The organism is Serratia sp. 2723 (assembly GCF_050434425.1).
Taxonomy (GTDB): Bacteria; Pseudomonadota; Gammaproteobacteria; order Enterobacterales; family Enterobacteriaceae; genus Chania.
Window position 1 is genome coordinate 94,066 of record NZ_JBNDIN010000008.1, and the last position, 15,019, is coordinate 109,084.

Sequence of the window (15,019 nt, forward strand, 5' to 3'; positions counted from 1 at the left end):
ATGTCGCTGGCAAAAGCATCGATTTGGACCGCTGGCTCCACGCTGATCAAGATCGGCGTGGGGTTGTTGGTGGTAAAAATGCTGGCGGTGGCCTTCGGCCCCAGCGGGGTCGGGCAGGCGGGTAACTTCCGCCAGTTGATCACCGTGCTGGGCGTGCTGTCGGGTGCCGGGATTTTTAACGGTATCACCAAGTATGTGGCGGAATACCATCAGGATCCGCAGCGGTTGCGGATGGCGGTGGGTACCGCATCCAGCATCGTGCTGGGTTTCTCAACCCTGCTGGCGCTGGTGTTCCTGTTTGCTGCCGAGCCGATCAGCCGTGGGCTGTTTGGCCATGGTGACTATGTGAACGTGGTGCGGGCGGTGGCGTTTATCCAGATGGGGATTGCCTACGCCAACCTGTTCCTGGCGATCCTCAAAGGTTATCGCGATGCGATGGGTAACGCGCTGGCGGTGATCGCTGGCAGCCTGATCGGTGTGGTTGCCTTTACGCTATGCTTTAAGCTGGGCGGCTATGAAGGCGCGTTGGCCGGGCTGGCTCTGGTTCCAGCCCTGGTGGTGTTGCCTGCCGGTTTCATGCTGTGGCGGCGCAAGGCACTGCCGCTGCGCTATCTGGCGCTGGCCTGGGATAAGGCGCTGGCCAGCCATCTCGGTAAGTTTACCCTGATGGCGTTGATCACCTCCGTGACCTTGCCGGTTGCCTATGTAATGATGCGTAACCTGCTGGCGGAGCATTACGGTTGGGACGAAGTGGGGATCTGGCAAGGGGTGAGCAGTATCTCCGATGCCTACCTGCAGTTTATTACCGCTTCGTTCACCGTTTACCTGCTGCCAACGCTGTCGCGCCTGCAAGAGAAAAGCGCCATTTCGCGGGAGATCGTGCGCTCGCTGAAGTTTGTGCTGCCCGCGGTCGCCGCTGCCAGCTTTACCGTCTGGCTGCTGCGTGACTTCGCCATCTGGCTGCTGTTCTCTGAGAAATTCGTTGCCATGCGCGATCTGTTTGCCTGGCAACTGGTGGGGGACGTGTTGAAAGTCGGGGCCTACGTCTTTGGTTATCTGGTGATCGCCAAGGCGTCGCTACGTTTTTATATTCTGGCAGAGGTCAGTCAGTTCGCCTTGCTGACGCTGTTCTCGCACTGGCTGATCCCGTTGCACGGCGCATTGGGGGCGGCACAGGCCTATATGGCAACCTACATCGTGTATTTTGCGCTCTGTAGCTGCGTATTTATTCTTTATCGAAGACGAGTATGACCATACTGATCCACGTACTGGGATCTGATATCCCGCATCATAATCAGACGGTGCTGCGCTTCTTTAATGACGTGCTGGCCGAACGCCTGCCCGCAGAACTTGCGTGTCATTTTATGGTGGCAGCCAAAGACGTGGCCGCGTTGGGGCACTTTCCCAAACTGACCATCGAGGCTTTCCCAGGCAAAAAGAGCCTGGCAGAGGCGGTGATTGCACGCGCCAAGGCCAACCGCGATACCCGCCTGTTCCTGCATGGCCAGTTTAACGCAGCGCTGTGGCTGGCCTTGCTGAGTGGCAAGATCAAATCGCGCCAGGTGAGTTGGCATATCTGGGGGGCCGATCTGTATGAAAACGCCACCAGTTGGAAATACCGCCTGTTCTATATGCTGCGCCGCATTGCCCAAGGGCGGGTGGGCCACGTGTTTGCCACCCGAGGCGACCTGATCCACTACCAGCAGCGGCACGCGCGCGTTCCGGCCTCGCTGCTGTATTTCCCGACGCGGATGGACCCAGCGTTGACAGGTATCGAAGTCGAAAAGAACCTGGCTGGGCCGATGACCATCCTGGTGGGCAACTCTGGCGATACTACCAACCGCCATATTGAGGCGTTACAGGCGATCCATCAGCAATTTGGTGACAAGGTGCGGGTGATTTTGCCGATGGGCTATCCGGCCAATAACGACGCCTATATTGCCCAGGTGCGCGCGGCGGGCCTGAAGTTGTTCTCCGAGCCGAATCTGCAACTGCTGACCCAGCAGGTGGCGTTTGACGATTATCTCAATATCCTGCGTGAGTGCGATCTCGGCTACTTCATTTTCGACCGCCAGCAGGGGGTCGGTACGCTGTGCCTGTTGATCCAGTTTGGCGTGCCTTTTGTGCTCAGCCGCAAGAACCCGTTCTGGCAAGACCTGGCCGAGCAGCATCTGCCGGTATTGTTCTATGGTGACTCGCTGGATGAAGCGGTGGTACGAGAATCACAGCGCCAACTGGCAACGCTGGACAAACAGTCCATCGCCTTTTTCAATCCGAACTACGTGGATGGCTGGCAGCAGGCATTGGCGCTGGCGGCGGGGGAAAACCCATGACGCTGGCACAGTTTGGCGGGCTGCTTGTCGTCTATCTGATCGGGGCGCTGTTTGTGCTGACCCTGACCTATCAGGAGTTTCGTCGCGTCCGCTTCAACTTTAACGTCTTCTTTTCCTTGCTCTATCTGCTGACGTTTTACTTTGGCTTCCCGCTGACCTGCCTGCTGGTGTTCCAGTTTGATGTGGCCGTGGTGCCAGTAGAATTCCTGCTGTACGCCATTCTTTCCGCTACCGGCTTCTACGCGATTTACTATGTTAGTTACAAGACCCGGTTGCGTAAGCGCAGCAGCCAGCCGCATAAGCCGGTGTTCACCATGAACCGGGTAGAGACCCATATCACCTGGATATTGCTGGCGCTGGTGGCGATCGGCACCGTGGGCATTTTCTTTATGCAGAACGGTTTCCTGCTGTTCAAGCTCAACTCCTACAGCCAAATCTTCTCCAGCGATGTGTCAGGGGTGGCGCTCAAGCGCTTCTTCTACTTCTTTATCCCGGCGATGCTGGTGGTCTATTTCCTTAAGCAGGATCTGCGCGCCTGGTTCTTCTTCCTGGCGGCTACGGTGTCTTTTGGCATTCTGACCTACGTGATCGTGGGCGGTACCCGTGCCAACATTATCATCGCTTTCTCGCTGTTCCTGTTTATCGGCATTGTGCGCGGCTGGATTTCGCTGTGGATGCTGGTGGCCGCAGGGGTGTTTGGCATTGTCGGCATGTTCTGGCTGGCGCTGAAACGCTATAGCCTGGATGTCAGCGGCCCGGAAGCGTTCTACACTTTCCTGTATCTGACCCGTGATACCTTCTCGCCGTGGGAGAACCTGGGGCTGCTGCTGCAAAATTACGACAAGATCGACTTCCAGGGGCTGGCCCCGATCGTGCGTGATTTTTATGTCTTTATCCCTTCCTGGCTGTGGCCGGGGCGGCCTGATCTGGTGCTGAACACCGCCAACTACTTTACCTGGGAAGTGCTGGACAACCACTCCGGCCTGGCAATTTCCCCGACGCTGATTGGTTCGCTGGTGGTGATGGGCGGGGTGCTGTTTATCCCGCTGGGTGCCATTGTGGTGGGCCTGATCGTCAAGTGGTTCGACTGGCTGTATGAACTGGGCAAAAGCGAGCAGAACCGCTTTAAGGCGGCGATTCTGCAAGGGTTCTGCTTTGGTGCGGTGTTTAATATCATCGTGCTGGCGCGTGAGGGGGTAGATTCCTTTGTCTCGCGCGTGGTGTTCTTCTGCATCATTTTTGGTGCCTGCCTGGTATTGGCAAAATTACTGTACTGGCTGTTTGATGCTGCCGGTCTTATCAAGACTCGAATTATGCGCAAGCGCGCGTTGGCTCCCGTGGCCAGCTCCCTTGTGCCAAGGTAACAGTGACAATGGAAGCAAATATTTCGGTTCCCAAGTATGAGCTGCGCGGTTTCAGCCTGTGGGGCTTTCGCAACATGGCGCAGTGCATGGATTTTCTGTTCGATGGTGGCAGGGTAAAGCAAGGTACCCTGGTGGCGATGAACGCCGAGAAAATCCTCAATGCAGAAACCGATCCGGCACTGCATGCCCTGCTGGATGAGGCGGAGTACAAGTATGCCGACGGCATCAGCATGGTGCGTTCCATCCGCCGCAAGTATCCTGGCGCGGAGGTGTCTCGTGTAGCTGGGGCCGATCTGTGGGAAGCCATGATGCAGCGCGCCGGGCAGGAAGGCACGCCGGTATTTCTGGTTGGCGGCAAACCTTCTGTGCTGGCAGAGACCGAGCAGAAGCTGCGTAGCCAGTGGAATGTGAATCTGGTAGGCAGCCAGGATGGCTACTTCAAGCCGGAACAGCGGGATGCCTTGTTTGAACGCATTCGTGCCAGCGGCGCGGCTATCGTGACCGTGGCAATGGGATCGCCAAAGCAGGAAATCCTGATGCGGGATTGCCGCAAGGGGCATCCGCAGGCGCTATATATGGGGGTAGGCGGCACCTATGACGTGTTTACCGGCCATGTGAAGCGCGCGCCCAAGGTGTGGCAGAATCTGGGCCTGGAGTGGCTCTACCGCCTGCTCAGCCAGCCGAGCCGTATTCGCCGTCAACTTCGGCTACTCAAGTTCGTCGGCTATTACTACACCGGCAAGATGTGATCCTCCGGCTGGAGCAGCCCCTCCGTTGCTCCAGCGTCTGTTTTGCCCAAATAATCTCCCTATCGACCATAACGTGGTCAAGGCTATAACCTCGATTAATCATTCCCCCTGCAGTTATTCCATAAGGTTTTAATTCGCGGTTTGCTTATAGCGGCAAAATGCGAAACCATAGCGCCCGAAAATTTCCCCCGTCACTAAATTGTGCGGAATGCTTTTGCCTGGCGGGGGATGAATGGCCCTAAACTTATCTAAAACAATAATGACCGGCACCGATCGGCAGGCAAACAACATCATAAAAAATATGACTGAGGATTTATGGCAAGCAAAGAAAAACCACAAGGTTTACATCGCGGGTTAGAAGCGCGACATATAGAGCTGATCGCCCTGGGTGGCACGATCGGCGTGGGTCTGTTTATGGGCTCGGCCAGTACGTTGAAATGGGCCGGGCCTTCGGTGCTGCTGGCCTATATCATCGCCGGCCTGTTTGTGTTCTTCATCATGCGTTCGATGGGCGAGATGCTGTTCCTGGAGCCGGTGGCGGGGTCTTTCGCCGTCTACGCACACAAATACATGAACCCCTTTTTCGGCTATCTCACCGCCTGGGGCTACTGGTTTATGTGGCTTGCCGTGGGGATATCGGAAATCACGGCTATCGGCGTCTATGTGCAGTTCTGGTTCCCAGAGATACCCCAATGGCTGCCTGCATTAATCGCGGTCGCCATGGTCGCGTTAGCCAACCTGGCGGCGGTGCGCCTGTACGGTGAGCTGGAGTTCTGGTTTGCCATGATTAAGGTCACCACCATTATCGTGATGATCCTGGTGGGGCTGGGGGTGATCTTCTTCGGCTTCGGTAACGGCGGGCAGCCGACCGGATTTGCCAACCTGACGGCTCACGGCGGCTTCTTTGCCGGTGGCTGGAAAGGCTTCCTGTTTGCGCTGTGTATCGTGGTGGCCTCTTACCAGGGGGTTGAGCTGGTTGGCATTACCGCCGGGGAAGCCAAAAACCCGCAGATGACGCTCAAACGTGCGATCAACAACATCCTGTGGCGCATCCTGATTTTCTATGTCGGGGCCATCTTCGTGATTGTCACCATCTTCCCGTGGAACGGCATCGGCACCGCTGGCAGCCCGTTTGTGCTGACCTTTGCCAAGATTGGTATCGTCGCCGCCGCCGGTATCATCAACTTTGTGGTGCTGACCGCCGCGCTCTCCGGCTGCAACAGCGGCATGTATAGCGGTGGCCGTATGCTGTATGCCCTGGCCAAGAACCGCCAACTGCCAGCGGCATTGACCCGGCTTTCTGCCAGCGGTGTGCCGGTCAACTGCATTGCCATTACCATCATTTGCCTGTTGGTGGGATCGGCGCTGAACTACGTCATCCCCAATCCTCAGCAGGTGTTCGTCTATGTCTACAGCGCCAGCGTGCTGCCGGGCATGATGCCGTGGTTTGTGGTGCTGATTAGCCAGATCTATTTCCGCCGTGCCCATAAAGAAGCGATGAAGACCCATAGCTTCAAGTCGTTTATGTTCCCTTACGTGAACTACCTGACCCTCGCTTTCCTGATTTGTGTGCTGGTTGGCATGGGGATCAACCCGGATACGCGGATTTCGTTGCTGGTGGGGATGATTTTCCTGGCTGCGGTGAGCCTGTGCTACTTTGCATTCGGTATGCACAAAGTTCATCATCAGCCTGAAAAGCGGACAGAAAGTCAGCGCTAAACTTAAGAAAAGGGCCTTGCCGGGCCCTTTCTGCTGCAAGAGTGAGCAAAGGGTCAGCGAACTCAACATTTCTGAGAAAAAGCACTAGACAGGATGGGCATAAAACCGTAGTATCCCCACCCGCAACGGCGCTACGCGCCCGTAGCTCAGCTGGATAGAGCGCTGCCCTCCGGAGGCAGAGGTCTCAGGTTCGAATCCTGTCGGGCGCGCCATTAATTTTGTGCGCAGGAGCTGCGGTGGTATGATTACCGCGTGAAGTAAGCAGTAGATAAAGTAGTTATGGTGGCTATAGCTCAGTTGGTAGAGCCCTGGATTGTGATTCCAGTTGTCGTGGGTTCGAGCCCCATTAGCCACCCCACTTTACCTAGGGTAAAGTAAAAGAATTGAAAGCTGTTTTGTGACAGTGCGAAGGTGGCGGAATTGGTAGACGCGCTAGCTTCAGGTGTTAGTGTTCTTACGGACGTGAGGGTTCAAGTCCCTCTCTTCGCACCACACACAAAATGTCTGATAAATTTAATATTTACATAGACATAGGCTGGAAAGTTCGGTAGTATCAGCAACAAGAAATCGGCGAGTAGCGCAGCTTGGTAGCGCAACTGGTTTGGGACCAGTGGGTCGGAGGTTCGAATCCTCTCTCGCCGACCAATTTCAAAGAAACCTGCTTTTTTAAGCAGGTTTTTTTACGTCTGGAATTTGTGTAGCCCGTTCAGCAATGAGCGGGTTTTTTGCTTTTTATCTGAGTGACATTGTGGGTGTCCGATACCTGAGATATCGTGCTGGCCCCTCACCCTAACCCTCTCCCACAGGGAGAGGGGACCGAAAGTGCCACACTTATACAGCATTTGTCCTCAAATCAACCAAGCCACAGATTAGCTAACAACGTTGGACAGCTCCCCGCCCTTTGGGAGAGATGCGATCGAGTTCGTTGATTTCTCTGTGTAATATTCAGCCTTTCTTCTTACTCATCACTTTCCGAAGCAGCATGGGCTAATCAAGCGCTCCGGACAGCTCCCCGCCCTTTGGGAGAGATGCGATCGAGTTCGTTGATTTCTCTGTGTAATATTCAGCCTTTCTTCTTACTCATCACTTTCCGAAGCAGCACGGGCTAATCAAGCGCTCCGGACAGCTCCCTCGCCCTTTGGGAGAGGGTTGGGGTGAGGGGAAACAGACGACTTTAGAGCTGGCCTTACAAGGGAATGATCAGAAGGAAGCAGAGATAAGCGCGGGAAAAATGGCAGGGTGCGAAATGGAGGATAAACAACGCAACGACTTCTGGAGCATATCGGCATCATGCCATTCCTACCCCAGAGAGCAGTCGTTTTATCGAGCGGCTTTATCTTGGCAAACCCAACGAAATTTCAACCTGTCTCCTTTTGTCCTTTATGGGTATGCCTGTTGTCGTCAGTTTGAGACATTTAACCTGATGATTTTAATCAATAAAAAAGACTTCTCATTAACCCGTCGTTTTAAGGCGACAGGATCCGTAACGGGGTAAAAAGCAGCGAACGGGAGGGAAAAATCAAAGGGCCTGGCGGAAATTATTTTAAATCGTTTAAATTCAATGTAATGCGTTTGTTTTTTGCTCGTTGGCACTCATCAGTTAAAAGTTGGCACGCGAAGTGCAATATCTCTATCGTAGATGCTCATTCCACTTCTTATGTTCGCCTTAGGCCTCATAAACCCAGGAATGATGCAGAGCCGATTTTAGGGTGCCTATTGCCCACCAGAACGATGAAAGGGTTGCTTGCAACGGCTTCATCACACTCCGGGCAAAACGTTGAGTGAGGCACCACCCCAGTTGTCCTAGACCTGATTGCTTCTTTTATACACTTGTCTTGCGGCAAGTGTTTTTTTTTGCGCCAAGGAAAGTTGCAGGCAAAGAAAAGGGCTCAGCACGGCATGCTGAGCCCTGATAATCCAACCGAAGAGGTTACTCGCCGTTTTGTTTGAGCGTTAACATCAGCCCTTCACGGCGCATCTGTGTGGCTTCATCGCTGCGGTGCAGTTTATCCAACGTATCTGCCAGCCAGGCGAAGTCATACGCATCTGGCCGCTGTTGCAGTGCCGCATGGAACGCATCGCTGGCTTGCTGCCATTCACCGTGCTTCATCAGCAACTGACCCAGCGTGCTGTTAAGCAACGGCGTCGCGCCATGCTGCTTGATCTGTTGGCGTAACGCTTTTTCCAACTGCTCTGGGTTGCCTGACTTGATACGTGGGATCAGCAACACCAGCCGCTCGTCGTATTGGCGTTTCAGACTGTCCAGCACAATGCTTTGTGCCAATTCATGGTCATCACACTCAATAAGATGTTCTACCATCGCTACCTGCAGCGGGATCTCGTGGCGAATTTTACGGCTCTGATTTTTCCACCAGCACTTCAACCCTTCACTGCCTTCATCGGCCATGGCCTGATTCATCAGGCCGATATAGGCCTGCTGCTGTAAAGCTTGCAGCTCTTCTTCGCTGTGCAGGTTGATTTTGCTCATCGAAGGCAGGATTTCCAGCAGTGAGGCATAAGCACCGGTGCGCAGATAGGCCTGCTCCGCCAGCCGCAGCACTTCCGGGTGACGCGGCGCCTGGTTCAGCAAGCGATCGACGCCGTGCCGTGCCGCATGGACTTCACCCTGCGCCAACTGAATACGCACGCGGGTAATGTCTACCGGCAACTGATCGGTATCGGCGGCCTCTGCGGCACGCTCGAGATACTGATTGGTGCGGAAGTCATCGCCACGTTGCTGCGCCGCTTCCGCCGCCAGCAGGTAGTTCACCACCGGTTGCTCGGCATGATCGGCATTGCGGGTCAGCAGTTTCTCTACCTGCTTGTAATCCCCTTCCGCCAGTTTGATCAACGCTGCTTTGGTTTGCTTACGGGCGCGGCTGCGTTTGCGGCCAAGGAACCAGCCACGGGTACGCGCGCCAGTATGGAAGACGCGGCGCAGGATCCATTCGATGACCAACAGCGCCAGGAACAACAGCACGGCCATGATCACCAGGCCGGTGACGCTGGTTTCGACGTTGTAATTGTCGGTCTGGATCAGCACATAGCCTTGGTGCCCGGCCAGCATCGGCCCCAGCACCAGGCTGGCAATCAGCACCAGAAACAGGAATAACACGCGTAACATGGCTTATCCCTCCTGGTGAGTGGCAGGGGCCTGGGCCAACAGATTACGCACCCGGGTCTGCATCAGTTTTTCCAGCATCGGCTGGCTTTTCAACTCGCCCGGTACGTCCATAGAGATCGATTGCTGGCTCAGGTTGTCCAACTCTTCCAGGAACGCCTTGGTGGCCGGATCGGTGGTATCGAAGTAGGCGCGTACCCAGGTCGACACCGTTTCCAGCGACTGTTTAAACACTTCGTTCTGATGACGAGGGATCGCCTGTGCGGCAACCAGCAGGCGCGAACGGATATTCTCACGCAGGTAAACATCCTGATTCGGTGCCAGCAGCGGTTCGGCACTGCTATCACGGCGACGGACGGTAATAAAGTCCGCCATAAAGTTATGCCAGCTCTTGGTCAGGTTTTGACGCCATTCGCTCAACGAACTGGACAGTTCGCCGTCGTCTTCATCCATCGGCCGTTCGTCACGGTTGTTATCCGCCAGACGCAGGTCGTCGACCTGATTGGACAGCTGGTTGACCTTCAGAATGATGCCGTCAAAATCTATCTGCGCCACGGCGGAGAGGGTGCCGACATCTTCGGTGATGGCGCGGCGGATCTCGATCAGGCTCGGATCGTTCATCTCTGCCAGGCTGGCGTCGGCGCTTTTCAGCAGCGCAGCCGCGGTGGTGATATCCTGATCGCTCCACAGTTTGCGGCCTGCCATTTTCACCAGGAAGTCCGCCTGCGCCAGCAGCCAGGTTTTGGCATCGCTGCCGGAAATGGTGGCAACCTTATCTTGCAGTTCATTGAGCTGACGCACCAGCGAGGTTTGCTCGCGATCGGCGGCCTCCAGCGTTTTACCCTGCTGTTGTAGCAAGCCTTCCAGCGCACTCTTTTCCTGCTGCTGGCTCTGCTTCAGTTCTGCCAACTGTTGCTGGAAAGCCTGGTTGGCAGCGATTAATGTCTGCGCCTGCTGGTGCGTGTGGTAATAGCCGCCAGCACCCAGAGCGATGACCAGCACGATAGCAATCGTACCCAATACCGGGCCGGTATTTTTACCTTTCCGGTGGTCAGCGGCTGGCTGCTGGGGGCTCTCAACCGCTGGGGTTGGTTCTTCAACCGCGGCGGATGGAGTGTTTTGTTCCGTCATAGTGGCACATCCCATAGTCAGGTTATTGTAGCGCGCGGATCAGCGCGTCATTATCTGCGTTTTCAGCTACCCGAATAGTGCTCCAACCCAGCTCCTGGGCAAGGGTAGCAAGACGTTCGCTGACGACTATCAGGCGGCAACGTAATAGCCACGAAGAGCGATAGTAATCAGGAACTAAAGTATAGAGCTGTTGTAACATTTCACCGCTGGTCACCACCAGCGTATCGATCCCGGCGCGTTGCCAGTGGGCGCTTTGCTCACTGCCATCATAATGCACCGGGCTGCGTTGATAGCATTCATAATAGCTTACCGTAGCACCCCGCTCTGCCAGCGTCTCGCCTAGCAGTTCACGGCCGCCGTTGCCCCGCATGATCAATACCTGTTTACCGGTGAGCTGTTGCAACGCGGGCAACAGCAGCAGCATTTCGCTGATCTCACGCTCACGCGGATAGTCTACCGGCAGGCTGCTGATGCGATGCATTGCCAGCGCGGTGGTGCGGCCAATAGCATAATAGGACAACTGGCCAGGCCATTGAAGCCCGGCACGGTTGATGACCGAACTGGCATAGCTGACGGCGTGCTGTGACAGGGCGAACACCAGATCGCCCGCCTGCAACTCTGCCAGCCCCTGAGGTAAGCGGGCAAGATCGTTACCGGGGGCGAAGTCGATCAGCGGCGCATGGAAGGCAACCCGGCCAAGTGCGCGCAGGCGGCTCACCAGTTGTTCCCCGGCGGGAGAAGGGCGGGTTACCAGAATGGTCATGCCGGAGGGTTTCCCTGATAAACGTCATGCAGGATCTCACGGGCACCGGCAGCCAACAGTTCTTCTGCCAGTGCTACGCCCATTTGCTCAGCCTGTGCCGATGGGCCACGGCGTTCACCGCAAACCATCTGGCTGCCGTCGGGGGCACCTACCAGCGCGCGTAACCACAGCTCATCGCCTGTCAGTTCGGCATAGCTGCCGATGGGAACCTGGCATCCCCCTTCCAGCCGGGTGTTCATCGCCCGTTCGGCACGGACACGAATTTCGGTTTCGCGGTGGTTGAGAGGGGCCAGCAAAGCGCGGGTGACGTCATCGTCAAGGCGGCATTCGATACCGACTGCGCCCTGGCCGACAGCGGGCAAGGATTCTTCGGCGCTCAACGGGCAGCGGATACGTTGTTCCAGGCCCAGACGTTTTAACCCGGCCACGGCCAGAATAATGGCGTCGTAATCGCCGTTATCCAGCTTGCCCAACCGCGTACCGACGTTACCACGCAGATCGCGCACGATCAGATCTGGGCGACGGCGACGCAGCTGGCATTGACGGCGCAGGCTGGAGGTGCCGACCACGCTGCCTTGCGGCAGTTGATCGAGCGAGGCAAAGTTGTTGGAAACGAAAGCGTCACGCGGGTCGTCACGTTCGCAGATGGTGACCAGCCCCAAGCCGGCGGGGAAGTCGACGGGGACGTCTTTCATCGAGTGCACGGCAATGTCTGCCCGGCCTTCCAGCAGAGCCAGCTCAAGCTCTTTGACGAACAGGCCCTTACCACCAACCTTGGCCAGCGGCGTATCCAGAATGATGTCGCCGCGCGTGACCATAGGCACCAGTTCCACCTGCAGGCCCGGATGGCTAGCCATCAGGCGCTGCTGAACATAGTGGGCTTGCCATAGGGCAAGTGGGCTCTGACGGGTGGCAATTCGAATAATTTTGTCTAACATGCTGGTTACCGTTTTTATAATTCGCCGTCCATCCTACCACTGAGGATCAAAACTGTCAGTGCAAGAAGCCACAGGCGGAGAAAGGACAACGGAATCAAAGGGGCGTGAGGGGAGGTTGGCGGCAGTTCACACTGCGGGTAAATCGTTTATAGAGGCGCTAGGATAAGTGTGTCGCTTTACCTCCTTTACGGTCAATCAGCAAAGTGTTAGATTGGTCACGTTTCCAGCAATAAGTCGTCAAAAATTCTTCTAAACTCAAGACGCAGCGGGAATACGGGTTTTTTTCAAGCATCGGGATAATCAGGCGAGACGTCTTGTACCTCTACATCGAGACACTGAAACAAAGACTGGATGCGATCAACCAACTACGTGTCGATCGTGCCCTGGCAGCCATGAAGCCTGCGTTCCAACGGGTCTACAGTCTGCTGCCTACCTTATTGCACCACCATCATCCACTGATGCCGGGCTACCTCAACGGTAACGTTCCCCATGGCATCTGTCTCTACACGCCTGATGAAACCCAACAAGCTTATCTCAATGATTTAGAAGACAAATGGGGCAGCCCGTTTGAGAAAATGGCCACGGGCGAACTGCCGATTACGGCGCTTTACTCTATGGGCAGCACCTCCTCGATCGGCCAGAGCTGCACCTCGGATCTGGATATCTGGGTCTGCCACCAGTCCTGGCTGGACAACGAAGAGCGCAGCCGCCTGCAGCAAAAATGCAGCCTGCTGGAGAAATGGGCGGCCTCGATGGGGGTGGAAGTCAGCTTCTTCCTGATCGACGAAAACCGCTTCCGCCATAACGAAAGCGGCAGCCTGGGTGGTGAAGACTGCGGCTCGACCCAACATATTCTGTTGCTCGATGAGTTCTACCGCACGGCCGTGCGCCTGGCGGGGAAACGCATCCTGTGGAATATGGTGCCGGGCGAAGAGGAAGCACATTACGATGAATATGTGCTGTCGCTCTATTCCCAGGGGGTATTAACCCCGAATGAGTGGCTGGATCTCGGCGGATTGAGCACGCTCTCTGCCGAAGAGTACTTCGGTGCCAGCCTGTGGCAGCTGTATAAGAGCATTGATTCGCCCTACAAGGCGGTGTTGAAAACGCTGCTGCTCGAAGCCTATTCATGGGAATACCCGAAAACTCAGTTGCTGGCGATGGGGATCAAACATCGTCTGCACCAGGGGGAGATCGTCTGCTTCGGCCTTGATGCCTATTGCATGATGCTCGAGCGCGTCACCCACTACCTGACCGAAATCAACGATACCACCCGTCTTGACCTGGTTCGCCGCTGCTTCTATCTGAAGGTCTGCGAGAAACTGTCGCAGTCCAACAACGCCACTATCGGTTGGCGGCGGGAAATCCTCAGCCAACTGGTCAGTGAGTGGGGTTGGGACGAAGAGCGGTTGGAGATCCTCGATAACCGGGCTAACTGGAAGATCGAACGGGTGCGCGAAGCCCATAACGAACTGTTGGATGCGATGATGCAAAGCTATCGCAACCTGATCCGTTTCGCTCGCCGCAACAATCTCAGCGTCAGTGCCAGCCCGCAGGATATCGGGGTGTTGACCCGTAAACTGTACGCGGCCTTTGAGGCTCTGCCGGGTAAGGTGACGCTGGTGAACCCGCAAATTTCACCAGACCTGTCAGAAAACGACCTGACCTTTATTCACGTGCCGATTGGCCGCGCCAACCGCACTGGCTGGTACCTGTACAACCAGGCACCGGAGATGAGTTCGATTGTCAGCCATCAGCCGCTGGAATATAACCGCTATCTCAACAAGCTGGTGGCCTGGGCCTATTTCAACGGCCTGCTCACTTCGCGCACCCGCTTGCATATCAAGAGCGGCAATATCTGCGACCCCGCCAAACTGCAGGAACTGGTTACCGACGTATCGCACCATTTCCCGCTGCGCCTGGCCGCTCCGACGCCGAAAGCGCTCTACAGCCCGTGCGAAATTCGCCATCTGGCGATTATCGTCAACCTGGAAAACGACCCGACGGCGGCCTTCCGGAATCAGGTGGTGCATTTCGATTTCCGCAAGCTGGATGTGTTCAGCTTTGGCCAGCAGCAGCAATGCCTGGTTGGCAGTATCGATCTGCTGTACCGCAACTCATGGAATGAAGTGCGCACCCTGCATTTCAGCGGTGAGCAGTCGGTGCTTGAAGCGTTGAAGACCATTCTGGGCAAGATGCATCAGGATGCTGCACCGCCGGAATCGGTGGAGGTATTCTGCTATAGCCAGCACCTGCGTGGCCTGATCCGTACCCGCATTCAACAGCTGGTTTCCGAATGCATCGAGCTGCGTCTTTCCAGCACTCGCCTGGAGCCGGGCCGGTTTAAAGCGGTGCGTGTGGCCGGGCAAACCTGGGGCCTGTTCTTCGAACGCCTGAGCGTGTCGGTGCAGAAGCTGGAAAACGCGGTGGAGTTCTACGGGGCGATTTCCAACAACAAACTGCATGGCCTGTCAATCAAGGTAGAAACCGATCAGGTGCATTTGCCACCGGTAGTCGATGGTTTTGCCAGTGAGGGGATTATCCAGTTCTTCTTTGAAGACACCACGGATGATAAAGGTTTCAACATTTATATTCTGGATGAGTCGAACCGGGTTGAGGTTTATCACCACTGTGAAGGGAGCAAAGAGGAGTTGGTGCGCGACGTCAGCCGCTTCTATTCCTCCTCACACGATCGCTTTACCTACGGCTCCAGCTTTATCAACTTCAACCTGCCGCAGTTCTATCAGATAGTCCATCTTGATGGCCGCACCCAGGTGATCCCATTTCGCAGCAATGCGCTGTCGAACCTGTGTATCACGGTCGCCGACGGCAATGCCGCACAGCCTCTGAAGCAACAGTTCCAGCTGCATTAATGCTCGAGGGCGCAGTCGCTTGCGCCCC

The 15,019-nt window shown here is 55.8% G+C and carries 11 protein-coding genes and 4 tRNA genes; 11 read left to right on the top strand and 4 right to left on the bottom strand.

The genetic code is table 11. The features are described from left to right. The 10 genes from wzxE to ABIE29_RS14115 all read left to right on the top strand — a co-directional run bounded on the left by wzxE (position 1) and on the right by ABIE29_RS14115 (position 7,660). Complete coding sequence (wzxE, locus tag ABIE29_RS14070) at positions 1-1,251, top strand: lipid III flippase WzxE (protein WP_248945033.1); 1,251 nt, start codon at positions 1-3, stop codon at positions 1,249-1,251. Beyond that, the gene (locus ABIE29_RS14075; RefSeq protein ID WP_429619374.1) at positions 1,248-2,333 is read left to right on the top strand and encodes a TDP-N-acetylfucosamine:lipid II N-acetylfucosaminyltransferase; all 1,086 of its coding nucleotides are present in this window, start codon (positions 1,248-1,250) and stop codon (positions 2,331-2,333) included. Before wzxE ends, ABIE29_RS14075 begins: the two co-directional genes overlap by 4 nt. Further along, positions 2,330-3,697, top strand: coding sequence for an ECA oligosaccharide polymerase (gene wzyE, locus ABIE29_RS14080; RefSeq protein WP_429619375.1), 1,368 nt, complete (start codon positions 2,330-2,332; stop codon positions 3,695-3,697). Before ABIE29_RS14075 ends, wzyE begins: the two co-directional genes overlap by 4 nt. Positions 3,698-3,705: 8 nt before the next feature. Continuing rightward, the gene (gene wecG, locus ABIE29_RS14085) at positions 3,706-4,446 is read left to right on the top strand and encodes a lipopolysaccharide N-acetylmannosaminouronosyltransferase (RefSeq protein ID WP_429619376.1); all 741 of its coding nucleotides are present in this window, start codon (positions 3,706-3,708) and stop codon (positions 4,444-4,446) included. Positions 4,447-4,761: 315 nt separating this feature from the next. Then, positions 4,762-6,165, top strand: coding sequence for a bifunctional threonine/serine APC transporter ThrP (thrP, locus tag ABIE29_RS14090; protein ID WP_429619377.1), 1,404 nt, complete (start codon positions 4,762-4,764; stop codon positions 6,163-6,165). Between the two features lie 135 nt (positions 6,166-6,300). Continuing rightward, positions 6,301-6,377 (top strand) — tRNA-Arg (locus tag ABIE29_RS14095). Between the two features lie 70 nt (positions 6,378-6,447). Beyond that, positions 6,448-6,523 (top strand) — tRNA-His (locus tag ABIE29_RS14100). Between the two features lie 47 nt (positions 6,524-6,570). Continuing rightward, a tRNA-Leu gene (locus tag ABIE29_RS14105) sits at positions 6,571-6,657 on the top strand. Between the two features lie 76 nt (positions 6,658-6,733). After that, positions 6,734-6,810, top strand: a tRNA-Pro gene (locus tag ABIE29_RS14110). A 601-nt stretch (positions 6,811-7,411) separates the two neighbouring features. Then, positions 7,412-7,660, top strand: a complete 249-nt coding sequence (locus ABIE29_RS14115; protein ID WP_429619378.1) for a hypothetical protein — start codon at positions 7,412-7,414, stop codon at positions 7,658-7,660. 435 nt (positions 7,661-8,095) lie between these two features. Here the strand turns inward: ABIE29_RS14115 and hemY are convergent, their stop codons facing one another. Genes hemY through hemC form a run of 4 tightly spaced genes read right to left on the bottom strand, consistent with a single transcriptional unit; the run spans position 8,096 to position 12,118 of the window. Next, entirely contained in the window at positions 8,096-9,289 is a 1,194-nt protein-coding gene (gene hemY, locus ABIE29_RS14120; protein ID WP_429619379.1) for a protoheme IX biogenesis protein HemY, read from the bottom strand. A gap of 3 nt (positions 9,290-9,292) precedes the next feature. Then, positions 9,293-10,417, bottom strand: coding sequence for a uroporphyrinogen-III C-methyltransferase (gene hemX, locus ABIE29_RS14125; protein WP_429619380.1), 1,125 nt, complete (start codon positions 10,415-10,417; stop codon positions 9,293-9,295). A 22-nt stretch (positions 10,418-10,439) separates the two neighbouring features. Then, positions 10,440-11,180: a uroporphyrinogen-III synthase gene (gene hemD / locus ABIE29_RS14130; protein ID WP_429619381.1), complete on the bottom strand. Its 741-nt coding sequence runs from the start codon at positions 11,178-11,180 to the stop codon at positions 10,440-10,442. Then, positions 11,177-12,118, bottom strand: coding sequence for a hydroxymethylbilane synthase (gene hemC / locus ABIE29_RS14135; RefSeq protein WP_429619382.1), 942 nt, complete (start codon positions 12,116-12,118; stop codon positions 11,177-11,179). The genes hemD and hemC overlap by 4 nt, the downstream gene beginning before the upstream one ends. 314 nt (positions 12,119-12,432) lie before the next feature. Between hemC and ABIE29_RS14140 the strand changes: the two genes are divergently transcribed. After that, a complete protein-coding gene (locus tag ABIE29_RS14140; RefSeq protein ID WP_429619383.1) occupies positions 12,433-14,991 on the top strand; it encodes a class I adenylate cyclase in 2,559 nt (852 codons plus the stop codon). Positions 14,992-15,019: the final 28 nt, after the last annotated feature.